The sequence below is a fragment of the Paenibacillus radicis (ex Xue et al. 2023) genome, from assembly GCF_024722015.1.
Lineage (GTDB): Bacteria > Bacillota > Bacilli > Paenibacillales > NBRC-103111 > Paenibacillus_S.
Genome location: NZ_JANQBD010000018.1, coordinates 148,326 through 173,291 on the forward strand (window position 1 = coordinate 148,326; position 24,966 = coordinate 173,291).

General features: G+C 45.6%; 22 protein-coding genes. 16 read left to right on the top strand and 6 right to left on the bottom strand.

Annotated features, from left to right (window positions below; all coding sequences use genetic code 11):
• Positions 1 to 42: 42 nt before the first annotated feature.
• From NV381_RS23655 to NV381_RS23675, 5 genes are read right to left on the bottom strand one after another with little or no spacing between them, the layout of a single operon-like run.
• Complete coding sequence (locus NV381_RS23655) at positions 43 to 1,212, bottom strand: UxaA family hydrolase (protein ID WP_258215755.1); 1,170 nt, start codon at positions 1,210 to 1,212, stop codon at positions 43 to 45.
• On the bottom strand, positions 1,213 to 1,527 hold the full coding sequence (locus NV381_RS23660; protein ID WP_258215756.1) for a UxaA family hydrolase: 315 nt from the start codon (positions 1,525 to 1,527) through the stop codon (positions 1,213 to 1,215).
• An 11-nt stretch (positions 1,528 to 1,538) separates the two neighbouring features.
• Complete coding sequence (locus NV381_RS23665) at positions 1,539 to 2,801, bottom strand: DUF2088 domain-containing protein (RefSeq protein ID WP_258215757.1); 1,263 nt, start codon at positions 2,799 to 2,801, stop codon at positions 1,539 to 1,541.
• Positions 2,802 to 2,804: 3 nt separating this feature from the next.
• Positions 2,805 to 3,860: a zinc-dependent alcohol dehydrogenase gene (locus NV381_RS23670; protein ID WP_258215758.1), complete on the bottom strand. Its 1,056-nt coding sequence runs from the start codon at positions 3,858 to 3,860 to the stop codon at positions 2,805 to 2,807.
• Positions 3,861 to 3,911: 51 nt separating this feature from the next.
• Complete coding sequence (locus tag NV381_RS23675; RefSeq protein WP_258215759.1) at positions 3,912 to 5,096, bottom strand: ROK family transcriptional regulator; 1,185 nt, start codon at positions 5,094 to 5,096, stop codon at positions 3,912 to 3,914.
• 389 nt (positions 5,097 to 5,485) lie between these two features.
• On the opposite strand from NV381_RS23675, the gene NV381_RS23680 reads away from it, so the two are divergent.
• The 11 genes from NV381_RS23680 to NV381_RS23730 all read left to right on the top strand — a co-directional run bounded on the left by NV381_RS23680 (position 5,486) and on the right by NV381_RS23730 (position 16,411).
• Positions 5,486 to 6,295 carry an HpcH/HpaI aldolase family protein gene (locus NV381_RS23680; protein ID WP_258215760.1) on the top strand — a complete coding sequence of 270 codons (810 nt, stop codon included), beginning with the start codon at positions 5,486 to 5,488 and terminating at the stop codon, positions 6,293 to 6,295.
• 23 nt (positions 6,296 to 6,318) lie between these two features.
• A complete protein-coding gene (locus NV381_RS23685; RefSeq protein ID WP_258215761.1) occupies positions 6,319 to 7,278 on the top strand; it encodes a phosphoglycerate dehydrogenase in 960 nt (319 codons plus the stop codon).
• A 47-nt stretch (positions 7,279 to 7,325) separates the two neighbouring features.
• Entirely contained in the window at positions 7,326 to 8,762 is a 1,437-nt protein-coding gene (locus NV381_RS23690) for an NAD-dependent succinate-semialdehyde dehydrogenase (protein ID WP_258215762.1), read from the top strand.
• Between the two features lie 40 nt (positions 8,763 to 8,802).
• Positions 8,803 to 9,939, top strand: coding sequence for a Gfo/Idh/MocA family protein (locus NV381_RS23695; RefSeq protein WP_258215807.1), 1,137 nt, complete (start codon positions 8,803 to 8,805; stop codon positions 9,937 to 9,939).
• A 40-nt stretch (positions 9,940 to 9,979) separates the two neighbouring features.
• Positions 9,980 to 10,714 (top strand): ThuA domain-containing protein, encoded by a 735-nt coding sequence (locus NV381_RS23700; RefSeq protein WP_258215763.1) that lies wholly within the window; start codon positions 9,980 to 9,982, stop codon positions 10,712 to 10,714.
• Between the two features lie 17 nt (positions 10,715 to 10,731).
• Positions 10,732 to 12,105, top strand: coding sequence for an ABC transporter substrate-binding protein (locus tag NV381_RS23705; RefSeq protein WP_258215764.1), 1,374 nt, complete (start codon positions 10,732 to 10,734; stop codon positions 12,103 to 12,105).
• Positions 12,106 to 12,196: 91 nt separating this feature from the next.
• Positions 12,197 to 13,141 (top strand): carbohydrate ABC transporter permease, encoded by a 945-nt coding sequence (locus NV381_RS23710; RefSeq protein ID WP_258215765.1) that lies wholly within the window; start codon positions 12,197 to 12,199, stop codon positions 13,139 to 13,141.
• Positions 13,142 to 13,155: 14 nt separating this feature from the next.
• A complete protein-coding gene (locus NV381_RS23715) occupies positions 13,156 to 14,034 on the top strand; it encodes a carbohydrate ABC transporter permease (protein ID WP_258215766.1) in 879 nt (292 codons plus the stop codon).
• 33 nt (positions 14,035 to 14,067) lie between these two features.
• Positions 14,068 to 14,841, top strand: coding sequence for a sugar phosphate isomerase/epimerase family protein (locus NV381_RS23720; RefSeq protein WP_258215767.1), 774 nt, complete (start codon positions 14,068 to 14,070; stop codon positions 14,839 to 14,841).
• Between the two features lie 19 nt (positions 14,842 to 14,860).
• A complete protein-coding gene (locus tag NV381_RS23725; RefSeq protein ID WP_258215768.1) occupies positions 14,861 to 15,235 on the top strand; it encodes a VOC family protein in 375 nt (124 codons plus the stop codon).
• 66 nt (positions 15,236 to 15,301) lie between these two features.
• Complete coding sequence (locus NV381_RS23730) at positions 15,302 to 16,411, top strand: Gfo/Idh/MocA family protein (protein WP_258215769.1); 1,110 nt, start codon at positions 15,302 to 15,304, stop codon at positions 16,409 to 16,411.
• 306 nt (positions 16,412 to 16,717) lie between these two features.
• On the opposite strand, the gene NV381_RS23735 is transcribed toward NV381_RS23730, so the two are convergent.
• Positions 16,718 to 17,599 carry an AraC family transcriptional regulator gene (locus NV381_RS23735; protein WP_258215770.1) on the bottom strand — a complete coding sequence of 294 codons (882 nt, stop codon included), beginning with the start codon at positions 17,597 to 17,599 and terminating at the stop codon, positions 16,718 to 16,720.
• A gap of 423 nt (positions 17,600 to 18,022) precedes the next feature.
• Here NV381_RS23735 and NV381_RS23740 point away from each other — a divergent pair, with 423 nt between their 5' ends.
• From NV381_RS23740 to NV381_RS23760, 5 genes are all read left to right on the top strand, one after another.
• Entirely contained in the window at positions 18,023 to 18,976 is a 954-nt protein-coding gene (locus NV381_RS23740) for a carbohydrate ABC transporter permease (protein ID WP_258215771.1), read from the top strand.
• Between the two features lie 4 nt (positions 18,977 to 18,980).
• A complete protein-coding gene (locus NV381_RS23745; protein WP_258215772.1) occupies positions 18,981 to 19,811 on the top strand; it encodes a carbohydrate ABC transporter permease in 831 nt (276 codons plus the stop codon).
• A gap of 65 nt (positions 19,812 to 19,876) precedes the next feature.
• Positions 19,877 to 21,244 (top strand): ABC transporter substrate-binding protein, encoded by a 1,368-nt coding sequence (locus NV381_RS23750; RefSeq protein WP_258215773.1) that lies wholly within the window; start codon positions 19,877 to 19,879, stop codon positions 21,242 to 21,244.
• Between the two features lie 151 nt (positions 21,245 to 21,395).
• On the top strand, positions 21,396 to 23,171 hold the full coding sequence (locus NV381_RS23755) for a cache domain-containing sensor histidine kinase (protein WP_258215774.1): 1,776 nt from the start codon (positions 21,396 to 21,398) through the stop codon (positions 23,169 to 23,171).
• A gap of 68 nt (positions 23,172 to 23,239) precedes the next feature.
• Positions 23,240 to 24,814, top strand: a complete 1,575-nt coding sequence (locus NV381_RS23760) for a response regulator (protein ID WP_258215775.1) — start codon at positions 23,240 to 23,242, stop codon at positions 24,812 to 24,814.
• The last annotated feature ends 152 nt before the right edge of the window (positions 24,815 to 24,966 follow it).

The window sequence follows — 24,966 nt, forward strand, 5'->3', positions numbered from 1 at the left end:
ACCTCCATTCAAATGTCAATTTCATAATCATGTATGAACAGGTTAAGGGAGCCGGGTGATGCAAAATTGCTCATCGTGGCCGAGCAGCTCGGCTTTTGTCATTTTGCCGGAGGCCACATCGAGAATCTCCTGATATATTTCTTCTCCCATTTGCTTCAGTGTTTTTTCGCCTGTCAGTACACTGCCTGCATTGATATCGATATTTTCTCGCATGGTTTGGTACGTTTTGGGATTACCGGTAATCTTGATGACGGGTACGCCCGGAAACCCGGTAGGTGTGCCCCTTCCGGAAGGGAACAGAATCATTTGGGCGCCGGCTGCGACTTGTCCGGTGGAAACTTCGCCATCGTGCCCGGGTGAATCCAGCAACAGCAAACCTTTTGAGTCAGGCGTTTTTCCATACTGCACAGTTCCGCTAAACTGTGCATTGCCGGATTTCTTCATACTTCCCAGCGACTTTTCGACCACACTTGATAAACCGCCGTCATAGTTTCCTTTAGAAATGAGATGAGTTCGGTTGACGTTGCTTGAATTTTGCGTTTGACGCCGCAGCTTTTCCTCAGTCCGTGCTACAATGTCGCGGATTTCTGCAGCGATATTCTCGTTGACCGCACGTCGTGCCAATATTTCCTCTGTGCCGATCAACTCCGTGATCTCGCTTAGAATGGATGAGCCACCTTGGGCTACGAGCATATCCGAGGCTATGCCGAGGGCGGGGTTGGCGATGAGGCCCGAGGTCATATCGGATCCCCCGCAGTTAAGTCCGATCATCAGGTGACTGACAGCTGCTTCTTCACGAGTTTGGCGTGAGGCGATCTGCTGCATTTCACGTGCATATTTTGTCCCCTGCTGGATGGCGGCTAGCGAATCCCCTTCTTTTTGAATAACAACAGTGGATAGCATTTTCTGAGTAGACGCAATGCCATCCGCCAGCTCGTAGGGAGAGAACCGTTCGCATCCGAGTCCTACCACGACAACGCCGGCGAAGTTAGGATTGCGGCCGATTTGGATCAAAGTCCTGGCTGTTACTTCCAGATCTTCTCCCACCTGGCTGCAGCCTACAGGATGCCGGAAATAAATAGATCCCGGCACCTGATAAGCAATTCGCTCAGCGACCTTGGCAGAACAGAATACAGAGGGGATGACCGCAATCAGATTACGCACGCCGACCGAGCCATCCTTACGATAGTACCCCATAAAGGAGTCGGACATTTATTTCAAACCCCTTTCGCAGTACATATTATGGTTATGAATCCAGCATCCTTTATGGATGGCTGTGCACATTTTGCCGATTTCCTCTCCGTATTTCATAACAGGCTCATTGGCTTCGAAATCTTTAAGTGCGATTTTGTGTCCGAATTCAATCGCTTCTTCAGCTGTCAGTTCATCCAATCGGTCTGGAAACCTGATGACGCAGCGGTCCCCCTTTTGAAGCGGGACCAAGGCCACGGCGACATTATCAAGCGGATCCAGAACAAGTGCGGTTTTATCATAACCGCTCACTGTGGAATCATTATTATTCATCATGACGTTCTCCTTCAAGAACGAGTTATTTTAGAAACGATACATCCTGATGCATCAAAAGTTAAGCTGCTGGTTCCAATTAATTCGAAAGGTACTTTTTGTCGCTTCATCGTCTCCAGAACGGAAGCGGATACAAACATTTTCTCCAGATGCAGCGTGTTTGGGATTTGCACCAGGCTCACTTTTGAGGGCTCACGTTCAGGTCCCAAACTGCGTAGGGCAGCTTCTATAGCTTCTTTCTCATTGTCAAAAGTCATCGGCAGCATCGCTCGCTGCAGAAAGGTGCTTGTGATAGTGCTAGTGTACGTAGCGGTCGAATTGATTTTTTGTGTTAGCGCTTTCGTGGTGAAATCGGCCAGCCCGATACCTTGGGCATTGCCGCCGGAACTATTTGCAAGATCAAGCACGACCAGTCGTTTGACCTTGGGTGCAGCAGGCTCCGGCATACCAGCAATTCTCCACCGGCCGATGATATTCGGATCCATGCCGGAGCCGCTGAATGTTTTTCCCATCTGCTCAACAACCAGCAGATCGATATCGTCAATAGGAAGCCGTGGCATCATCGTCTTAGAACGGGTCAGCAGCCTGGATTCCTTACTGTGCCATTCGTTCGGTTCAACACCTACGATATCGGCGGTCTCGTCATATCCGTTTTCGAGTATGGCTATGCCTAATGCAACAGGTGCATGCTCCAGCGCATACTTGGAAACCGCCTCGATGTTTATAGCCATATCTTGAACCCCCGCGCCGTGGATAAAAGAGGCGCCGGTGATTTTACCGAGACCGATTGCGATCATTTTGCTCAGCCCGCTTTCTACGCTTCCACGGAAGGCTGTGTGGGCCTTAATCCGGTTGACCACGATGATCCCGTCGGCAGAACAGGCATGCTGATCCATATAAACCGGAAACGGCGATGGTCCGGGCGTATACCCGAGCAGCTTCACGTCCATAGAAGAGAGGATGGGAGCTCCCACGGATTGTTCGGTAATGCCCAGATGGCGCAGCACATCGACTTGGCCTTCCGCGGTAGCTCCTCCGTGGCTGCCCATCGCCGGAACGACAAAAGGGTGAAGCGATAGATTGCGAAGTGCGGATGCAATAGCTCGCACTATTAACGGAAAGTCGGTGATGCCCCGGCTTCCCGCTGTAATCGCTACGGTGGCGTTTTCCGGCAAACTGCGGATGCCAAGCGAATTTGTCACGATTCGCTGGACTGTATCCTCAATCTCACTTAGCCGCTCAGAAGGAAATGATAACCGAACCTCAAATAAATCCACAGCTTACACCCCGCTTGTCGAGGGGGGTCTGACGATCGCTTTTATAATATGCGGATCTCGAGTTTCCATTTGAAGCAATGGGATTTCGAAATCTTTGAGCTCGTATTCGTGGGTAATGATTTCACGAACGGGGATTTTTTGCTGCTCGACCATTTGGATGGCCTGTTTCCATACGTTTGGACTTGAAACTGAGCCGTAAATCTCCAAATCTTTGCGGACGATAATATTGGCTTCAATCTCGGCTCTTCGCTCAAAAATGCCAACCAGACAAACTCTTGCTCCCGGTGCGGTAACTTCAAACAAGCTTTCAAAGGCGGATGCACTGCCAGACGCTTCGATGATCACGTTAAAAAGCTCGCCGCCAGTCACTTCCAGTGCTTTGGCCGTATAATTGTCGGCCGATAGGTTGATCGTATGGTCGGCACCAAGCCTTTTGCCGACGTCCAGACGGTTTTGCCGCAAATCGACTAAGGTTACGGAGGATGCGCCGAAAGCTTTCGCCATAGCGGTAGTAAGCAGTCCGATCGGCCCGGCGCCAACGACAAGCACATGATCGGCGGGCGTCACTCTTACCTTCTCAATACTGCGGTAAGCTACAGCTGTCGGCTCAATCAAACAAGCTTCCTCGAAAGACAAGTTCGGAGAGAATGGATGAAGCGCGTAGCTTGGTACAACGATGTATTCCGCAGCAGCGCCGTTACGGCCAAAGACACCGTTTTCAACGCGCTTCGGACATATATTGTAATTGCCTTTGCGGCAGTTTACGCATTTGCCGCAAGGAATGGTCACCTCTCCGACTACCCGCTGGCCGATGGTAAATTCGCTGACGTTCTCCCCGACAGCTTCAACTTCTCCCGACCACTCATGGCCCGGTATAATGGGAAAGGTCACACGATGATTTTGTAAGCCTTGGTATAAATGAAGGTCCGTTCCGCAAACGCCGATACAGCGGACGCGCACCAACACCTCATATGGGCTGCATGCCGGCTTTTCGGTGGGGCGTACATGCATGACCCGTTCTTTATCGACCATGACGGCCAGCATTTCATTAGTTGACATGTTTCATTCATCCTTTCACCCCCGAAAGCCTACAGAGATCTGTACAAGCTTCTACAGCTTTTGCTCGTAGGAATAAAACCAATAGTGGATGACTTCACAGGCTGCGCCAATGGAGGCGGCAAGCTCGCCGAAACGGCTCGGAACAATGTCTATTCGGGTTGAAGCATAGAAGTAGCATCGTTCCGACAATGTACGGTGAATTGGATTAAGTATCCATTTATCAGCTTTGGCCATGTCGCCCCGGATAATAATGACTTCCGGATTAAATGTATTGACGACGTTGGCGAGTCCGATTCCCAGAAATTCGCCTGTTTCCGTCAAGGCTGTAATCGCTCCATTATCGCCAGCATTGGCAAGCGCAATAATTTCATCCACCTTAGGCGGAGTTTCGATATTTTTGTTTTTCATAAAATTGCGTATAAGCGCTTGAGGCGAGGAGTACATTTCCCAGCAGCCTCGGTTGCCGCAGTTACAGCGCGGGCCTTCCATATTGATGGTCATATGTCCCATCTCTCCAGCAAACCCATCTTGTCCCCGAAATACTTTCCCGTCTATAAAAATGCCAACGCCAATACCTCGATTGGTGACGCTGAGTAAAATTTGATGATTTCTTCCTTTGCCGGCCCCGAAGGTCGATTCCCCGATCACTGAAGTATTGCAATCGTTATCGACAAAAGTTTGAATCCCCGTGTAGCTTTCCACCAGATGCTTTAACGGCAGGTTTTGCAATCCTGCGTTAGGCGCAATTACGAGTGTGCCTGTCTCGTGATTGACGATGCCGACGACCCCGATGCCAATACCGATGATGCCGAGAGCGGACTGCGGAACGGCACTGCGAGCTTCATCGATCGCTTTGAACAATTGATCAACGATTTCTTTTTCGTTATCAGAGATGAGATACGATTTCTTCCAGTGCACGCCGGCATTCAGGTTGACCACGATTACCGTCATGAAGCCGACATTCAACTCGATACCAATCACATAGCCGGCATCCCCGTTAAAATTTAGAAGGGTAGGCCTGCGGCCGCGTTTCGATTTGACTTCGCCGATTTCGACTACATACCTTTTGGCAATAAGCTCTTCGACCATGGAAGAAACAGTTGCTTTATTGAGTTTTGATATTTTGGATATTTCGATTCTGGAAATCGGTCCTTTTTCACGGATAAGATTCATGACAAGCATGATATTAATTTGCTTGATGAGGTCCGCATCTCCGGTCATTTCGCGTTTTATCATGGGATCCCCCTATAGATATATTAGTGGAATTAAGTTTATCGTATAAACTATAGGGCAACAAGTTATTGTTTCTAGTTTAACTAATAAACAAATACAAAACAAATCTGATGAACAAACAAACTGATGGGCAATCAGCTGGTTCAACGTAATTATAACCCAATAAATCAGCGTTGAAAAGTGTTTGTGTACAAAAAATAAAATTTCTAAATTATTAAATAGCTATATTGACTTGGGAAAATATGTTTGATAATCTGTGTTCGTGGGATTTATTTAATTTAACTCTTAAACTAAATGAACTCAAATCTGATTTTCATTTTAAAGGGCGTATCATAAAGGTAAGCGCTTCCTAAATCAGGCGGCTGCTTGTCGAAGACAGGAGCGAAAGGACAATGAGAGAAAATACAGTTAAACGGCGGCTGCGCGAAGGGAAACCGAGTGTAGGATCGTGGCTGTCCATTCCGAGCCCGTACACATCGGAGGTGATGGCCCAAGCCGGATACGATTGGCTGGTCATTGACATGGAGCATAATCCTATTTCCATTGAAACGGCGGGACTAATGGTATCTTCAATGTTTAATACGAGTACGGTACCGCTTGTACGGGTGCCTTGGAACACAGGGGAAAATATTAAAAGGGTGCTCGATATGGGCGCATGGGGCATCGTTGTTCCGATGGTCAATACAAAGGAGGATGCAGAGCTCGCTGTACGCGAAGCCAAGTATCATCCGCTTGGCAGCCGCAGTGTCGGCGGGCGAAGGCATGCGGTTGGGTTCGAAACCGATACCTCAACTTATTTTGAGAAAGGCAACGAACAGATCGCAGTGATTGTACAAATTGAACATATCCAGGCCGTACGCAATATTGATGACATACTGAGTGTGCCTGGAATCGATGCTTGTTTTATTGGACCCAATGATTTGATGTCTTCCATGGGACTGAAGCCGGGGCTGGAGAGCACCGATCCGGCGGTTGCAGCCGCTATAGAGGAAGTGAAACAGTCCGCCCGTCGCAATGGTGTACCGACCGGTATTCATGTTGCTAGCCCAGAGGCGGCCAACAAGCGCATTGCCGAAGGCTTTCAATTTATCGCTATTGCCAGCGAAATTGCCGGAATGCTCAGCAAAGCTTTGGCCGATATATCCCAATTGGATGCTTCGGCGCTCGAAAGTAAGAGCGCTATAAAGGAAGTGCGGTACTAACGAATGCGAAAGGAGTCCTTTTCATGACGAACAAAGTGCTTGTCACTCCAGATATGTTTCATCAGGACGCCGTGACTTTGTTAAAGGAGTCGGGGTTTGAAGTAGTCTTTACAAAGCCGACCCGCCACGTGACTGAAGATGAGGTCCGTCAAAACATTATTGACGCTGTGGCCTATGTGGTCGGATCCAACCCGTTAACAGCTAGAACGATAAGCGAGGGGAAAGAGCTGAAACTCATCGCCCGCTTCGGGGTCGGTTATGATGCGATCGACTGGCGGTATGCGATGCAAAATGGTATTACGGTAACGGTTACGGCTGGAGCTAATGAACAATCTGTCGCGGATATGGCGCTGGCGCTCATGCTCAGCGTATCGAGGCAAATTCCTTATTTTGACCGGTCCATCCGGGAAGGCCAATGGACGCCGCAAATATTGACTCATGAGATGTGGTCGAAAACCGTTGGCATCATGGGGACCGGGAGAATTGGCAAAGCCGTCGCCAAACGTGTAGCCGGATTCGATGCAACCATTTTGGCCTATGACGCCTACCCGGATTATGCTTGGGCGGAGCGGGCAGAGGTTACTTATGTAAGTAAGGAGCAGTTACTTGCGGAGTCGGATTATATATCACTTCATCTGCCATTGAATAAGGAAACGGATCGGATCGTTGACGCCTCATTTTTGGAGCAAATGAAGCCAACCGCCTTCCTGATTAACACGGCTAGAGGGCAATTGGTCGACGAATCTGCACTCTATGAGGCGTTAGCGCGTAAATCCATCGGCGGGGCAGGCTTGGACGTTTACAACAAAGAGCCGTTGTCCAAGGATTCCCCGTTGTACTCGCTGGATAATTGCGTACTTACCCACCATGTTTCATCACATACGAAGGAAGCAATGCGCCGTATGAGCCTGCTGTGTGCCGAAGAAATTATCCGGATGGGCAAAGGCCAGCCTCCGCAGCATTCGATTCCGGAGAAGCTGTAATTATTTTATTTCTTTAATTCTTTTATTCTTAGAAAGGACTGATTAAGATGAGAGGACTGCTTTATATCAATGGAAAATGGGAGGAGCCAAGTCGGGGAGCTTATTTTCCTTCCTACAATCCCGCAACAGGCGAACAGGTCGGGGAGGCTGCGGACGGTTCTCGTGAAGATGTACAGCGCGCGGTCGAAGCTGCATCCAAAGCGTTTCCGGCATGGTCACAAATGACGGCGTTGGAACGGGCTGACCTGATGATGGACTGCTACCACCGTATTAACGCGGAGTTCGAGGAGCTGGCGGAAATTTTAACAGTGGAGCAGGGCAAGCCGCTGCAGGAAGCAAGAAACGAGCTTGTTTACGCCAACAGCTTTTTCCGCTGGTTTGCCGAGGAGGCGCGCCGCATTTATGGAGATACGGTACCTGCAAACAGCAAGGATAAAAGATTGCTTGTCATCAGGCAGCCGGTCGGAGTTGTCGCGGCGATCTCTACCTGGAATTTCCCGCAGGCTATGGTGACGCGGAAAATTGCACCGGCGCTGGCGGCAGGCTGCACGATCGTCGTTAAGCCAGCCAAGCATACTCCGCTGAATGCCGTTGCTTTATTTAAAATATTCGAGAAGGTAGGATTTCCTCCAGGTGTACTGAACCTGATTACGACATCTACGTCCAGCGAGGTGGGGGATGAATTTTTAACGAATCCGGCTATCCGTAAAATCACGTTTACCGGCTCCACGGAAGTAGGCAAATATTTGATCAAGCGCTCAGCGGATCAAGTGAAGAAAGTATCCATGGAGTTGGGCGGTCATGCACCGTTTATCGTATTCGCCGACGCGGATCTGGAAGACGCGGTTAATGGGGTGATCGGCAGTAAATTCCGCAATGCCGGACAAACCTGCATTTGCGCCAACAGAGTGTATGTCGAGCGTTCCGTCAAGGAACCGTTTGAAGCCCTTTTAGTTGAAAAGGTGAACCAGTTGAAATTGGGCGACGGACTGGACCCGGGTACAACGATCGGTCCTCTGATTGATGAAGGAGCGGTTGAAAAATCCAAGGAACATGTGGACGATGCGGTGTCTCAGGGGGCTAAAGTGTTGACCGGCGGCAAGAGAGCAGAGCGGCAGGGACAATTTTTCGAGCCTACTATACTTAGCGACGTTAACGAAAATATGTTAATCTGCAAAGAGGAAACCTTCGGTCCTGTTGCCCCCCTGATGGTTTTTGACTCGGAGGAGGAAGTAATAGCGCGTGCGAACAACGTTCCTTACGGCTTGGCATCGTATTTCTATACGAAGGATTTAAGCCGTGCATTCCGCGTGGCTGAGAAGCTGCAGTACGGCATCGTTGGTTTGAACGATCCGTTCCCGTCCGTAGCGCAGGCTCCGTTCGGCGGTGTGAAAGAGTCCGGAATCGGGCGCGAAGGGGGTAAAGAAGGGATTGACGATTTCCTCGAAACGAAATATATTTCAATGAAAATTTATAGCGAATGAGGGGAAAGCAGTGACGCTCAGGCAGGAAGTTCGAATAGGTATGATCGGTTATAACTTTATGGGAAAAGCCCACAGCAACGCCTACAGGCAGCTTCCGTTTTTTTTCGAAAAGTCCGCAGTACCTGTGCTGAAGGCCATAGCGGGACGCAACGAGGAAGAGGTTCAGAAAGCGTCCCGGAAAATGGGCTGGGCTTCGTATGAAACCGATTGGCGCAAGCTTATTGAACGGGATGATATCGATGTCATCGATATTGCAACGCCCAACCATACCCACGTGGAAATGGCGATCGCCGCTTTGGAAGCAGGCAAGCATATCATTTGTGAAAAACCGCTTGCCATTACTTTGGAAGAAGCCAAGCGAATGAAGGCGGCCGCCGATCGCTCCGGCAAAGTGAACATGCTGATGCATAATTATCGCTTTGCTCCTGCCGTGCAGTTTGCCAAACAGTTGATCTGTGAAGGGAAATTGGGGGAAATCCGTCATATCCGCGCCGTTTATTTGAACCAAAGCATGATAGATCCGAACCGACCGTTTAGATGGCGGCTCAGCAAAGAAATTGCCGGTTATGGTGCACTTGGCGATATCGGCAGTCATATTATCGATTTGGCTTCGTTTCTTGTTGGGGATTTTAAGAAAGTTTCGGGGATGATGGAAACCTTCGTCAAAAGCCGTCCTGATGCAGGTCCGGATGGACAGCCAAATTATGAAAAAATGATCGAAGTCGACGTAGATGACACATCCGCCTTTTTAGCCAAATTTGAAAACGGCGCCGTAGGCGTATTTGAAGCAACACGTTATGCGGGCGGCAATAAAAACGGAAATCGTTTTGAAATCAATGGGGAAAAGGGTTCGATCCGCTGGGATTTTGAGCATATGAACGAATTGCAGGTTTATTTTACAGATGAGGACGAATTGCTAAGAGGATTTCGAACAATCAATTGCACTGAAATGAAGCATCCTTATGCAGGCAACTATTGGCCCCCGGGTCATATTCTCGGCTACGAGCACACGTTTATCAGCTTGATTTACGAATTGATCAACGGAGTTGCAAACGGGTTAAATCCGCAGCCTAATTTTGCGGACGGCGTGTATAACCAAGCGGTTATGGAAGCGGTTTCCCAATCCTCCGAGCTTGGCCGATGGGTCAACATATCCGATTTGCTTGGCCCGCAATAATATTCCAAATTTATTTTAGTAAGAAAGGAATGACCCGGATTTGAACAACAAGATAAAAGTGACGGTCTGGAATGAGTTTGTACACGAACGGACGATGGAAGAGGTTAGGAATTTATACCCGCTAGGAATTCACACGGTTATAGCGAACTATTTGAACAAGGCTGGAATGGAAGCGGTTACGGCTACGCTCGACCAACCCGAGCACGGCTTGACGGAGCAAACATTAGACAACACCGACGTTTTGATCTGGTGGGGACATATGCACCATCATGAAGTGGATGATGAGATCGTGGAAAAAGTACGCAGGAAGGTGCTCGCCGGTATGGGACTGATCGTCCTTCATTCCGGTCACAATTCCAAAATCTTCAAAAAGCTGCTAGGCTCGGACTGCCGACTGAAATGGCGCGAATCGGGTGATATGGAACGGCTGTGGGTCGTGAAGCCCGGACATCCTATCGCCGAGGGCATTGGGGATTATATTGAATTGGAGCACGAAGAAATGTACGGCGAAATTTTCGATATTCCCGATCCGGACGAATTGGTTTTTGTCAGCTGGTTTTCAAGCGGTGAAGTATTCCGCAGCGGATGTACGTTTACCCGGGGGAAAGGTAAAATCTTTTATTTCAGACCCGGTCATGAAACGTACCCTACATTCTACAACGAAAAAGTTTTAAGAGTTATTCAAAACGGGGTAAAGTGGGCTAAGCCGCTTGAAATATCTCCTATCGTATTTGGACATGCAGGAGCTGTGGGGCAGGGCATATATAACTTATAAAATAGGGAGGGATAGTTTTGAAAACGTTTAAAAAAGCATCGTTAAAGGCTTTGGTCGTATCTCAAATGCTTGCTCTTGTTTTAGCTGGCTGCAGCTCATCCGCACCGGCAAACTCAACGAAGTCGGATCCGGCACCAAAAGCGGATGAGTCTAAAAAGCAGGTGAAATTAACATGGCTCGTCCGCAGCGAACCTTCTGTAGAGCCTTGGTACAGCGCTATGGTCAAAGGATTCGAGGCTAAAAATCCAAACATTAAAATCGAGCTTCAAGTCATCCCTCAGGCAGAAGTGGATCAACGGTTAACAACTATGATTGCTGGCAAAAACGTGCCTGACGTATGGTCTCCCAACTGGGCCAACTCCGGGTACCCTACTTATAAAAACATGGATGCCCTGCTTGACTTAACTCCGTATATTAAGAAGGACCGGGATCTGTACAAAGGGATTCCGGATGAAGTTTTAAACATTTACAGTAAAGACGGCAAATATTACGGATTCCCAATGTCTAATACTTCGACTTTCTTATTTTATAATAAAGATTTATTCGACGCGGCGGGACTACCGTATCCGAGCTTGGATTGGAACGATAAATCGTGGAACTGGAATGCGATGGTGGAAACGGCTAAAAAGCTGACCAAAGACATAGGCGATCCAAGCAAGCAGGTATTCGGCGTATGGAACGCCCAGCCAGCCAATAAATCGGCGTGGTTATTCGGCGGCGACTTCTTTAAGAAAGAAGCGTATGATACCGGAAACATGGGGGATCCACAGGTTTCCAAAAACCCTAAAAATATCGAAGCCATTCAAGCCAATTTGGATTTGATCAGCAAGCACAAGGTGTCACCTAATCCGGCGCAGCTTAGCGCAGCCTCTCAGCTTGGAGATCCGTTTATGACGGGTCGCGTTGCTATGGTTATTCAAGGAGGATGGGGCTTCAGAACCTATAGGGACGCCAAGTTCAAGTGGGCGGCCGCGGCCGTACCGTTCGCTCCGGACGGAAGCAAGCAAGTTCCGCTTTATGTGGACCCGTGGTCAATCAGCAAAACCTCGAAAAATCCAAACGAAGCATGGGAATTTATTAAATTCTTAACCGACCCGACTAATGGCGCTAAGGAATATGTCAAAGCAGCCATGTCTTATCCGGCAAACCTGGATTTGGCGCAGGATTGGTACCAAGCGACAACATCCGTATCGGCCATGAGCATGCAGGACATTAAGAAGGTGTACGAAGGATCGATTCCGTTCGGTCGCCCGTCCGACAATCACAAAATCAGCAAATTCTCCACGATTTTAACGACAAGCAATCAAACGTTCGACGCCATCTACAATGGTAAAGTGTCTGTTGAAGAGGGGCTGAAAACGATCGATCAAAACTTAAGTAGTCTAAAATAACCGGTGAGCGGCAAAAAGGCGGTAAGAGCTGCGATAGATGCTTTTTGCCGCCTCCCTGCAGCTTTTCTCATTAGGAAGAGGTGATCTTACATTGATAACTGAGCGGGTATCCGAGCACAAAGCTATTTTAGTAACCGGAAAAGCAAGAAGCGAGCGGAACAGGGAAGAACGGGCCTTTTGGCTGTTCTTGTCCCCTTGGGTTATAGGATTCATTTTTTTTGTAGGCGGTCCGATGGTTGCATCCCTGTTCATCAGCTTTACTTCATATAATGTCATCGAATCTGCTCAATGGATCGGACTTGAGAATTATACCAACTTGTTTAAAGACAATTTGTTTTTTCAATCGTTGAAGGTCACTGCTTATTATGTACTGCTGGCAGTACCATTCACCATTGTTGTCAGCCTGCTGCTAGCGGTGCTGTTAAATTTTAAAGTGAAAGGGCAGTCTCTTTTCCGGACGATCTTTTATGCGCCGACTATCGTTTCGGGGGTTTCCATCGCGTTTCTTTGGTCGTGGCTGTTAAATCCGGACTTTGGCGTCGTGAACTCGATTATTTTCCAATTGTTCGGCGTCAAAGGGCCGGGGTGGTTTACAAGCACGGACTGGGTTGTCCCATCCTTTGTTTTGATGCGTTTTACGGCTCTCGGCAGTACGGTCGTCATTTTTTTGGCGAGTTTGCAGACTTTGCCGGAGGAGCTGTACGAGGCCGCATCGATAGATGGAGCGGGGAGGTTGACCCGGTTTTTCAAAATCACAGTACCCCTTATATCGCCGGTTATTTTATTCAACAGCATTGTTACGCTGATTCATTCTTTTCAAGTTTTTACCGAGGCGTACGTGATTACCAAAGGCGGTCCGGAGTGGGGTTCCTTCTTCTATATTTTATATTTGTTTGATACTGCGTTTGCGCAATTCCGGATGGGTTATGCATCCGCCCAGGCTTGGATTTTATTCATCATTATCTTTTTCTTTACGATGCTGTCCTTATGGATTTCCCGTAAAGTAGTTCATTACGAGAACGATAACAAGCATTAGGAGGTGAATCGGTTTTGAACAACGGCATCGGCAAATCATGGAACAAAAGAATATATCGAGTAGGCGAGCTGAGCCCGCTGGAGAAGGCGATTGCCTATGTATTTTTGATCGGATTTTTATGCTTGTTTGCTTTTCCGTTAGTTTGGATGGTTTCAACGTCCCTGAAGACGCTGGGAGATATTCATCAAATTCCGCAAACGTGGGTTCCTTGGCAGCCTCAATGGGGGAACTTTGCGCAAGTATTCCGTGACGCTCCCTTTGATAGGTTCATATGGAATACTTGCTGGTACACTTTGGTGACTGTCTTTACTACCGTTTTTGTCTCTTCCTTAGTGGCGTTTGCTTTCGCTCGTTTACGGGCCAGAGGTAAAACCGGATTATTTGCGGTCGTGCTTAGTACAATGATGATTCCCCATGAGGTTGTGATGATTCCGCAATATTTGATTTTCAACAAACTAGGATTGCTTGATTCTTATTTGCCGCTCATTATTCCGACTATTGCAGGCAGTGCGTTTCTGATCTTTTTGCTTAGGCAGTTTTATATGGGTATTTCACGGGAGCTTGACGAAGCTGTAAAAATCGACGGTGGCGGCTATTTTATTTTGTATTTCCGGATTATTCTCCCGTTGTCTCTACCCGCTATGATTACAGCGGCCATATTGGAATTCATGTACCGTTGGAAAGATTTGATGGGCCCGCTGATCTATTTGAACACACGCGATAATTATCCGCTGTCGCTTGGGTTAGCGAACTTTACGGCTGCATACGGACAGACGCCGTGGCATTTGCTAATGGCTGCGTCATTGATAGCGGTGTTACCGCCGTTGGTGCTTTTCTTCTTCATGCAAAAATATTTCATCCGAGGCATCGTCATTTCCGGATCCAAAGGTTAACTCAAAACGAATTAATGAAGGGGGAATACATGTATGCGAAGCAAATTTGCTGTACAGCTATATACGTTAAGAAATGAAATCGAGCAGGATTTCCCAGGAGTTTTGAAACAGCTTAAGCAAATGGGATGGGCCGGTGTACAAATGCGGGTTCCTTCCCAATATAGGGCAGAAGAAGCGGCGCAGATTGCGAAGGAAATCGGGATCGTGACAGCAGGCATGCATTTTCCGATCGAACGGTTTGAGCATGATTTAGAAAATGTAGTTAAGGAAGCCGGACTTTTTCAAACCAAAGATGTTATTTGTCCGTATGTTACCGAAGACTGGAGAAATGAAGACGGATACCGGAAAGTGAAACGGATTTTGACGGATGCTGCGAATAAGCTGGTTCCTCTCGGATTGCGGGTCAGCTATCATAACCACGATTTTGAATTTGCAACTAAGCTGGACGGCCGTAGTGCATTGGAATATATGTTGGATCCGACAGATGGCAATCCGATCTTGGCTGAAATTGATGTATATTGGGTGAAAAAAGCCGGTAAGGATCCACTCGCATTCATTCAGCCCTACACCGGACGGATGCCGATCATACATTTGAAGGATATGACGAATGACGAAAGAAAAACGTTTGCCCCCATAGGCACAGGCACCATCGCCTTTGAACCGATTCTTGATTGGTGCATGAAATCAGAAGTAGAGTGGCTAGTCGTAGAGCAGGATGTTTGTCTTGGCGACCCGATGGATAGCGTCAGAACCAGTCTGCACAATCTGAACAAGATGGCCGAACGATACGAAGCTGGCGCCGTCTAAGTGAAAGGAAGATGACCCCATGTATGCTGGAATTCATCACGTTTCTATCGCAGTCACCGATTTGGAAAAAGCGAAGCGTTTTTATGGCGGAATGCTTGGTTTTAAGGAGACGGTCAGGCCCCCTTTCCCATCGAAAGGGGCCTGGTATGATGTGGGGCTGACACAGCTTCATCTCATTGTCAATCAAGCGAGAACATTAAGAGGAACCACTGTAATTGATGACAAGGATGGTCATTTCGCCCTCCGTGTGAATCGGATGCAGGATGTTTTGGATAGGCTCCATGAGGCTTCGATTCCATATGTGGATAGGCCGAATAATCTTACGGAGTGGCATCAGGTTTATGTCACAGACCCGGACGGCAATGTCATTGAGTTTAACGGCTCTAGAGCCTGATTGTGAATGGATAAAGAACTTTTAAGAAAAAACGTTTATATAAAATAGATGGGCGGTGTCTGTTCAATGAGAAAAATGAAAGTCGGCTTGATCGGTTGCGGTGTTATAAGTGAAACTTATTTGAAGGTTTGCACGGAATCATTAGATATTCTAGAAATTGCCGCTTGCGCGGATCTTGTTCCTGAGCTTGCGAAGCAGCGCGCGGAGCAGTTCCAAATTCCTAAGGTGTATACGGTAGAGGAAATGCTCTCCGATCCTGAAATTGAAATTATATTAAATTTGACCGTACCGAAAGCCCATGCGGAGCTGAACCTGAGGGCTCTTGAAGCGGGAAAACATGTGTACACGGAAAAACCTTTCGCCTTAACCCAGGAGGATGCAGAAAAAGTGCTCGCCGTTGCGGAGTCAAAAGGGCTTCGTGTCGGTTGCGCGCCGGATACGTTTTTGGGAGGAGGCATTCAGTCGTGCATTAAGTTGATTGATGACGGCTGGATTGGCACTCCATTCGGCGGCAGCGGGCTGATCTTAACGGGCAACGCCTCGGACCGAACACACCGCTCGCCTGAAAATTTTCTGTCCTTAGGAGGAGACCCGCTGTTCGACGTAGGCGTTTATTATATCACCGCATTTGTCGCCATGCTGGGTCCTGTCCGCAAAGTAAGCGGCTCTGCCAGCCAACTCAGAACGGAATTAAAGCTGCTGAATCCCAAGTCCCCGCGATATGGTGATACCGTTCCCGTTGCAGCGCCCATGAACACATCGGCGGTACTCAATTTTGAATGTGGTGCGATCGCTACGTTGACTGCGGCTAAGGAAGGGTTCGGTTATACGCCGCGCATGGAGATTTACGGGACGGACGGCATCTTGTATGTGCCTGACCCTAATGGCTTCGGGGGTCCTATTCAAGTGAAGCAGCGCAGTGGGGAAATCTTAACATTCCCATTATCCCACGGCATCACGGAGCAGAGCCGGGGCATCGGCTTAGCCGATATGGCCTATGCCATACAATCCGGCAGAGCTCATCGGGCGAGTGGCAGCTTGGCCACCCATGTACTTAACGTCATGTTTGGTATTTTCGAATCTTCCAATACGGAGCAGCATGTTCCGATCAAGAACAAGTGCGATCGTCCGGTTCCGTTACCGCTTGGTTTAAGATTCAACCAGCTTGACGAATAGTTCTTCTGGGACCCCTTTATTCAGGTAATCAAAGAAACAGCTGATCGGATTATATTAAATCGAAGTGGTGCTGATGAATAGCGCAGCAGCAAACTAAAATGTGAAAAGCGGTTGGGCAGGAATAACACCTTGCTCAGCCGCTTTTTTAGTACAAGCTTTATTGTCAATCAAGATAAGTATGATGAAATATCCAAATAATGGACCTAATTACAACTTATGGGTTGATTGAAGCGTGATTAATTCGACAATGTATTATGAAGTCATCTGCAGCGCTGACTAAGATGCTGCACACAGAGTAGATCCCATTTAGTTTAAATGGCTTTTACGGTACTGAATTGGAGTTAAGCCCGTTATCTTTTTAAAGAGACGGCAAAAGTAGGGGGAATTAGGTATTCCGACTAACGAGCCGATATGCTCTACAGATTTCGATTCTGTTTTCAACAACCAACAAGCTTGTCTTATTCTTCGTGCGATCACATATTCGGTGATGCTGCCTCCTGTTTCGGAACGGAATAGATGTGAGACATAATGCTTGGAAAGATGGAGCTCCTTGGCTAAGTCGTCCAGAGCAAAAGGTTCTTTATAATGCTCCTCGACCCAATTCATAATTTTTTCAGTGTGGCTCTCAGGACGTGACACCCCACCAAAACCACCATTATGCAATGATTTTAGATAATCTAAAATATTGAGAATCAAAATCGACGCAGCTTCGAGGTCTTCATCCTCGTCCCACCCTGAAACCATATCATGAAAACGTTCAAGAATACTTGAGATGTAAGTCGTGTTGCGATCCATACGGAACACCTGATTGGATAGTTGTTCTTTCCAAACCTGCTCAAAAAAACGGGACAGCACAGGAAAATTTTTAAGAAAAGGTGCAAAGGTGGAAGGTTCAAAGGTCAAAGTCGTGCGCTCATAAGGGCATTGATTATTGGGATCAAATTGAACACGGTGCAGCTGGAATGGTTGTAAAATCAATACACATCCTGATTCCAGATTATAAATCTTGCGGTTGAGGGTCAGAGTTCCTTTGCCGCGATGGACAAACAGTACCTCGATCCCTTTATGGTAATGATAAAAGATAGGGACATTTTCTGTGGATACAATTCTATAACGAAAATTTAATGCTTTTTTATTTAAAATATGAAATGCTTTAATGCTTTTTTCAATATTGTTTGAGTGTTCCAACGATTGTCTCCTTCAAGCAAACTTTAATTCAATTATAACTATTAAGTGATATTTTGTAACAGAAGAATATAACTTTTTATTTTAAAAATAAGCTAACATTACATTATTGAAACGAACCGATTGTACGTGATTGTGGTGGGAGTTACTTTACTTATTGGTTTATATAAAAAAAGGAGCGTCTCGGTATGATGGGTTTGTCGACGGGTTCATTACCCAACACCATCAAAGAAGGCGCTCTTACTATGAAATTTTAAAGATGAAAAGATATTGATTAAAACGGAAAATTTATTTGATTCCATACTCAACCAATTTTCTCTATATTGATATTAAGCCAAACAGAGTGGGGCGAATAAGTCAGCGAAGGGCCGCAACGGCTCCTTATTCACCGCAATTCTGTAATTCATAGCGAAAGAGAGGAAACAAATGAGTGCCAACACGACCTACACAGACAAGCTGTCGACCAGTCAGACAAATCGTACATCACGAGACCGAATGAAACGCCCTCGAACGCATTGGTTGCCCTATATATTAATTGCACCTGCCGTTCTACTCATTATGAGTTTCTTGTTTTACCCGATGGCAAATGTGTTTTATTACAGCTTTCAGAATTTTAATCCAGCCAAGCCTTATTATAACGGATTTATCGGTTTGGATAATTTCAAGGCTATCTTCAGTCAGGATGAATTGTTTTACTCCAGCTTGCTGATTTCTTTTAAATGGGTATCCATCGAAGTTATATTTCAATTAATATTCGGACTGCTGATTGCTTTGCTTTTATCTCAGGCTTTTGCTTTTCGTGGCTTGTTCCGATCTATTTCTATTATGCCTTGGGCGGTCTCCGGTGTTATAACTTCAACGATGTGGTCTCTGCTTTTCAATGAGCATATGGGGCTTATCAACAGCTTGCTTATTAAATTCGGCTTCATCGAAAAAAACTTCGCATGGCTGGCGGACTTGAAAACGGTATTTCCTGCTGTAATCATCACAGAGTTATGGAGAGGCATCCCGTTCTTCGCGATTACGATGCTGGCGGCTTTGCAAACGATACCACAGGATTTGTACGAATCAGCAAGGGTTGACGGTGCGGGGCGATGGAAATCCTTCATCCATATAACCTTACCATTTTTAAAAAATTCGATTATTCTTTCCACTTTGTTAAGAGCCGTTTGGGAGTTCAATAATGTTGATTTACTATTTACGATGACAGGTGGAGGACCGGCTAACACAACAACTACATTAACGATGTATGTGGCGAATCAAGCGATTATTTCTCAAAATTTTGGCTATGGATCTGCCCTGACAGTAATCAGCTTTATCATTCTGCTTATATTTGCAATGGGCTACCTGAGACTGAGTCGTTTTGGCAAGGAGGGTTAGACATATGTTGAAACAAATGGACCGCTTATTCATGTTGAGACTGCCGCTTCTGTTGACGATGGCTTTCACTTTATTTCCAATATATTGGGCTGTTGTGACATCCCTTAAGCAGGAGGGGGAAATTACAAGGCTGCCTATTCGTTATTGGCCGGAAAAGGTTACTTTTGATAATTATATAGTTGCCTGGAAAAACGTCGGATTTTCGATATTTTTTAAAAATAGCATAGTTGTCTCGGGAATGACTGTTATTATCGTGCTCGTCTGTTCAGTTTTGGTTGGGTATTCAATCAGTCGATTTAGATTCAAAGGGAAAAATGCCTTCATGATTATGCTGCTGTGTACGCAATTTGTACCTGGTGCCATGTTGTTAATTCCGTTATTTATGATTTTCAAACAATTGGGTCTGACGAGCAACCTTATTGCACTCATCATTACCTACAGTACGTTTCAGCTACCGTTCAATGCCCTACTTATGAGCGGGTTTATCAGCAATATCCCAGAGGCGCTGGAGGAAGCGGCGATGATGGATGGCTGCAGCCGACTGAAAGCGATCTTTCTTGTGATCTTCCCGATCCTGCTTCCCGGTATAGTCGCGACCACAGTATTCACCTTCATTAGTGCCTGGAACGAGTTCCTGTTTGCATTAATGTTCATTAGTAAACCGGCACTGTTCACGTTACCAGTCGGCTTACGCTATATGCAGGGGGAGTTTGATATTCATTACGGTGCACTTGCTGCCGGAAGCTTAATATCTTTGGTGCCTGCTGTAATTTTATTCGGTTTTGTACAGAAGTATCTTGTTCAGGGCATGGGCTCTGGAGCCGTCAAAGGTTAAGTTTGAACTAATTCCCTAGGGGGTTAGCCTATATATTATGAGATTAAAAGGGAGATGTTGAACACATGAAAAAAATGAATTCGGTTCTTACTTTGGGGGTTCTCAGTTTGTCAATGCTTGTGTCAGGCTGCGGAGCCGGTACGAGTAGCAGTACCAGCAGTCCAGCCAGTGACAAGCCTGCGGATAATACAAAGCCGGCCGTTGCGGCTAAGACACCAGAGAATGTAAATTTAGTCTTCTGGGATGAAAACGCCGGACCTGATCGTACACCCTATTTACAGGAAATTATCAAACGCTTTCAAACGAAAAATCCGAACATTACGGTTGAATATGTCGGTATTCCTTTTTCTTCGGCCAAGCAGAAGTATGATGTTGCAATTGCTTCCAACGATACACCGGATATTGGTGGGGTCACTGGGATATGGATTTCCGACTTTGCCGCCAAAGGTACACTCTTGGCCTTGGATCCTTTCTTCGATAAATGGAGTGACAAGAACAAAATCACTAAAAGTCTAGTCGATTACAACCGCACCTTGGTGCCTGACAAGAAGCTGTATCAAATTCCCGGTACCATGTATATGGATGACTTCTGGTACCGCCCCGATTTGATAAAAAATGCGGGTCTGAAGCCCCCTACAACATGGAATGATTTTTTCATCGATGCTGAGAAGCTGACAGATACCAGCAAGAATCAATTCGGCTACACCATCCGCGGGGGCTCAGGAAGCATCAGTCAGTTGACTACTGCGATGTATGCTTATTCGGGTGTGGAGCATTACTTTGATCCGAAGGGCAAAGCGACAGTAAATGATCCAAAGAACCTGGAGTTTTTGAAGAAATATGTAGGGATGTATAATAAATATACACCTACGAGTGATATTACGAATGCCTATAAAGAAATGGTAGCCGTATTTGATACGGGAACAGCAGCAATGGTTCAGCATAACTTTGGTTCTTACAACAATCATCTGCAAGCACTTGGCGAAGGAAAATTCGCATCAACGATTTTACCAAAATCAGATACCGGCAAAACAATCGTGGCTCCAACTGCCAATGGTTATGGTATTTTCAAAAACAGCAAGCACCCTGAAGAAGCTTGGGAGTTTTTCAAATTTATTCTTTCCAGTGAATCCCAAGCGTATTGGAATGAGAAAATCGGTCAGATGCCTATTAATGTAGACGCATTGCAAAGCGACTATGTGAAAAAATCACAACATATTCAAGACGGTGCCAATGTAATGGCTGATAAAGACACGGTTGTATTAGATGTACCGATCTATTTACCTGATTACAGCAGCATACTGGCTCAGACATTAGAGCCTAATTTCCAAAAGGTAATGGCGGGAACGATGACAGCGGAAGCCTTTCTTGATGGCTGGGCCAGCGCGATGGAAAAGGCAAAAGTGGAATATGATAAGGGAATCAAGAAATAGCTGAAACTTGCAGAATCATCAGACAGGACTGTAGTCTGACCCATCCGACAATTTAAATACGATGTTCGGATGGGTTGGATTCCACTTTTCCTAGAGTAGTCCTAGCCCTCTATTCAATTTGCCTTATGATTAAAACCATGGAGGGGTTACCTTGTCTTTTATTCAGAATCGTTCGTTGAAATCAACTATTTTGTGGATATCTATCCCTATTACTATGCTGTTTGTTTTTACTACCGGATTATTTTCCTACCTGCTTGCGTCCGATCAACTTCAGCAGAATGCATTTACGAGTATTTCCGATACCGTCTCACAAACCGAAAGCTTTCTAAACGATAAATTAACCGATCTGGTAACGAGTTTAACAATTATCGATAATGATGCCGACTTATCGGATATTACATTACGCACTGAAAATCCTTCTTATAATCTGCAGCCGGGTGATTTCCTTCAATTAAATAGAGTCTTGAACAGAGCCTTCCCAGATCGAAGCTTGATCGATTCAACATTACTTTCTTACAACAATGATCGTCAAGCGTTCTACAGAAAAGATGACCTGACCGAATTAGTGAAGATTTCACTTGAACCTTACAAGCTTGTGCAGGCAACCGACCCCGCTTCTATTATCCATTGGCTAACACTACACGCTGATCCCATTGTGACTACATTTAATCAAAACAAGAGTGGGAAAGTAATTAGCTTATATAAACTGCTGGGTAAAGACATGGAACATATTAAAGGTATTATCCTTTTCAATATAAAAGATTCATTTTTTCAAACGATATTAAATAATCCAACTATCAGTAATAATGGTTATCTATGTCTCATTAGTGCGGAAGGGATAATTTCCTACAAGAAAGTTGAGGATAAATATGGTATTAAGGATTCAGAATTGCAGTCGCAAATATTACAAACTACGCAGGGATCCGGAAAAATTACAATTACTAACGAGTATGGGAAAGAAATGTTGGTTGTTTACGATACTTTAAAAATCAATAAATGGAAAATTGCTGCGGTTGTGCCTAAGGAAGAATTATTCAACAAAGTGAGTTACATCAAATACCTGATCCTCGTTTTAATGTTCATTTTGTTTGTCATCGTGATCTTCTTTTCTAATTTTCTGGCTAACATTATTTCAAAGCCGATCATTAGGCTCACTCGAAAAATTAATACAATCCAAGAAGGCAACCTTGACATCGAATTCAGGGAAATGCCGCAAAATGAGATCGGCATACTGAATAGAGGTGTTCGGGATATGATTCATAGGATCAAACAGCTGCTTACTCAAATAGAGAACGAGCAAGAAAAGAAACGGAAAGCAGAATTAGAAGCGCTGCAGTTTCAAATCAGGCCGCATTTTCTATATAACACGCTGTATTCTATCAAGCATCTAATCGAAATGGACGAGAAAAAGGAAGCAAGCCGGATGGTGTCCGCGCTCTCGGATTTCTTCCGTATCTCAATTAGTAGAGGCAGCGAAATCATTCCTGTATCTCAAGAAATAGAACATATCAATCATTATTTTACAATTCAAGAGCTGCGATATGGTGATAGTTTTACCTTTGAAATTGAGATGGAGCCGGCTATATTGGATTACAAAATTGTAAAGTTGACCCTGCAGCCACTGATTGAGAATGCGATTTATCACGGAATGAAGAACATTCGCACGAAGGGGCATATTCGTATCAAGGGATTTATTCAGGATGATGATTGCGTGATCCTCATTGAGGACAATGGTGCGGGTATGTCCGCTGAACAGCTCGCCACAATCAATGCTTCTTTGTCGGACAAGCGTACCGGAGAAGAGGGGGCCGGCTTCGGGATTTCTAATGTGCATAAGAGGCTGCAGTTGAATTATGGCATGAAGTACGGACTCAGCTATGAGAGTAGTCCTGAAACGGGAACCGTAGTAATCGTCACATTCAGATAACAGTAGCTTTTCTATAGTGGATGCTAACTAAATACGTATTACGAAATTAAACTCCAGGGAGGACCAGTATGTATAAGGTTGCAATTATTGATGACGAAGTCATTATTACCCGTGGTTTAAGTAAAAACATCGAATGGGAGGCCAACGGGTTTGAAGTTGTGGGCACTGCAATGAATGGTGAGGAAGGCATGAGTCTCGTAGCAGAGAAACGACCACACTTAATTATTACCGATATTCGTATGCCTTTTGTTGATGGTTTCGAGTTTACTGAGCAGGTAGTTAAGGCTTATCCCGATACTAAAGTTTTGATGCTGACTAGCTACGATGATTTTGATTATGCCAAGAGGGCGCTGCAGCTTAAGGTGTTTGACTATTTATTAAAGCCAGTTGATTCTGGCAAATTACTTGATACGGCGAAGCGTGCAATTAAAGAGCTTGAATATGAGTCCGAAATAAAACAGAAGGTCATTGAAGGATTACCACTCTTGAGACAGCAATTTTTGGTAAAGCTGTTTAACGGGAAATTGACTCCGGAGGAAATTAATTCGGGTATCGACTTCCTCGGTCTCCAACTAACTGCTGAACGATTTGTAGTTATTTTACTGAAAGCAGATGATTATAGTTACCCTGAATACCAGAACAGGTTTGGAAAAGAAATCCTCAAATACTGTATTATCAACGTTTCCGAAGAAACGCTCTCCAGCTTGGCAAAAGGTCTTGTCTTTAATTCTAATGAGGACGAGGTCGTAATCATTGTGTTTGCTGAAGGCGATCGGGAGAAAGCTGAACGTCAGGCTTATGAGATCGCGGAAGCCATCCGTGTTAATGTAGAGAAATTTTTGAAAACTACGGTGACGGCAGGCATTGGTTTTTCTTATGAGCTGACAGCAGAAATTGCATTCTCCTATCAGGATGCCCGATCTTCGCTGGAGTTCCGTCACATTTTAGGGACGAATCGCGTACTAACTATTTCCGATACTGGTCTGGGCCCTCGCAAAGACTCAACACAATTTGACGGTATGGAGAAGGAATTGGCTTTGAAGGTCAAGTTAGGATTGGAGGGGGAGGCTCTATCCATCTTAAATACGATGGAGCAGTCCATCATTGAGAGCCAATCGATTTCCTTGTCGAAGATGCGTTTGATCGGAGTTGGAATTACCGTTCTGCTGTATAAAGAATTAGAGGAGCAAGCAAAACAATTAGATGATTTTTATACGATTTATAACCAACAACAGCAAATGCAAACGGTCTATGAGATATTTGCTTGTATTCGCAAGCTCGTGATCGAGTTGGTATCCATCGTCAATCATCAACGCGACAAACAGATGAAGAAAGTGATCCATCGCGTTGTGGAGTATATGGAACTTCATTATGATCAAGAGGGTCTTTCTCTACAGGATGTTTCAAGCGTAGTACATATCAGTCCCACCTACTTAAGTATTATTTTCAAGAAAGAAAAAAACATTAATTTTAGTGAATTTCTCAATCAGCTGCGTATGAAAAAGGCCATGGAGCTGCTAAGAATGTCTGATTTAAAGTCGTATGAAGTAGCTGAAAAGGTGGGCTTCAAGAATCCGCATTATTTCAGTCTTTGTTTCAGAAAGTATACAGGTGTATCCCCTTCGGAATATAAGAATGCGTAAGAGTGAAACCAAGAACGATAAGTCAGCAACTTGGTTTGCGGTTTTGGAAGCAATGTTTACTTTTAGCATTGGATTATTTAAGGAGGTGATGAATGTTGTATCTTTCGAATATTAGAGAGCTTGATGAAGTCTAATTGTAGTCTTAGATAATT

Excerpts from the sequence above, each read along its gene's own strand:
- NV381_RS23655 (WP_258215755.1), bottom strand. The coding sequence starts at position 1,212 with ATGTCCGACTCCTTTATGGGGTACTATCGTAAGGATGGCTCGGTCGGC.
- NV381_RS23660 (WP_258215756.1), bottom strand. The coding sequence starts at position 1,527 with ATGATGAATAATAATGATTCCACAGTGAGCGGTTATGATAAAACCGCA.
- NV381_RS23670 (WP_258215758.1), bottom strand. The coding sequence starts at position 3,860 with ATGTCAACTAATGAAATGCTGGCCGTCATGGTCGATAAAGAACGGGTC.
- NV381_RS23675 (WP_258215759.1), bottom strand. The coding sequence starts at position 5,096 with ATGATAAAACGCGAAATGACCGGAGATGCGGACCTCATCAAGCAAATT.
- NV381_RS23680 (WP_258215760.1), top strand. The coding sequence starts at position 5,486 with ATGAGAGAAAATACAGTTAAACGGCGGCTGCGCGAAGGGAAACCGAGT.
- NV381_RS23685 (WP_258215761.1), top strand. The coding sequence starts at position 6,319 with ATGACGAACAAAGTGCTTGTCACTCCAGATATGTTTCATCAGGACGCC.
- NV381_RS23690 (WP_258215762.1), top strand. The coding sequence starts at position 7,326 with ATGAGAGGACTGCTTTATATCAATGGAAAATGGGAGGAGCCAAGTCGG.
- NV381_RS23695 (WP_258215807.1), top strand. The coding sequence starts at position 8,803 with ATGATCGGTTATAACTTTATGGGAAAAGCCCACAGCAACGCCTACAGG.
- NV381_RS23720 (WP_258215767.1), top strand. The coding sequence starts at position 14,068 with ATGCGAAGCAAATTTGCTGTACAGCTATATACGTTAAGAAATGAAATC.
- NV381_RS23725 (WP_258215768.1), top strand. The coding sequence starts at position 14,861 with ATGTATGCTGGAATTCATCACGTTTCTATCGCAGTCACCGATTTGGAA.
- NV381_RS23730 (WP_258215769.1), top strand. The coding sequence starts at position 15,302 with ATGAGAAAAATGAAAGTCGGCTTGATCGGTTGCGGTGTTATAAGTGAA.
- NV381_RS23740 (WP_258215771.1), top strand. The coding sequence starts at position 18,023 with ATGAGTGCCAACACGACCTACACAGACAAGCTGTCGACCAGTCAGACA.
- NV381_RS23745 (WP_258215772.1), top strand. The coding sequence starts at position 18,981 with ATGTTGAAACAAATGGACCGCTTATTCATGTTGAGACTGCCGCTTCTG.
- NV381_RS23750 (WP_258215773.1), top strand. The coding sequence starts at position 19,877 with ATGAAAAAAATGAATTCGGTTCTTACTTTGGGGGTTCTCAGTTTGTCA.
- NV381_RS23760 (WP_258215775.1), top strand. The coding sequence starts at position 23,240 with ATGTATAAGGTTGCAATTATTGATGACGAAGTCATTATTACCCGTGGT.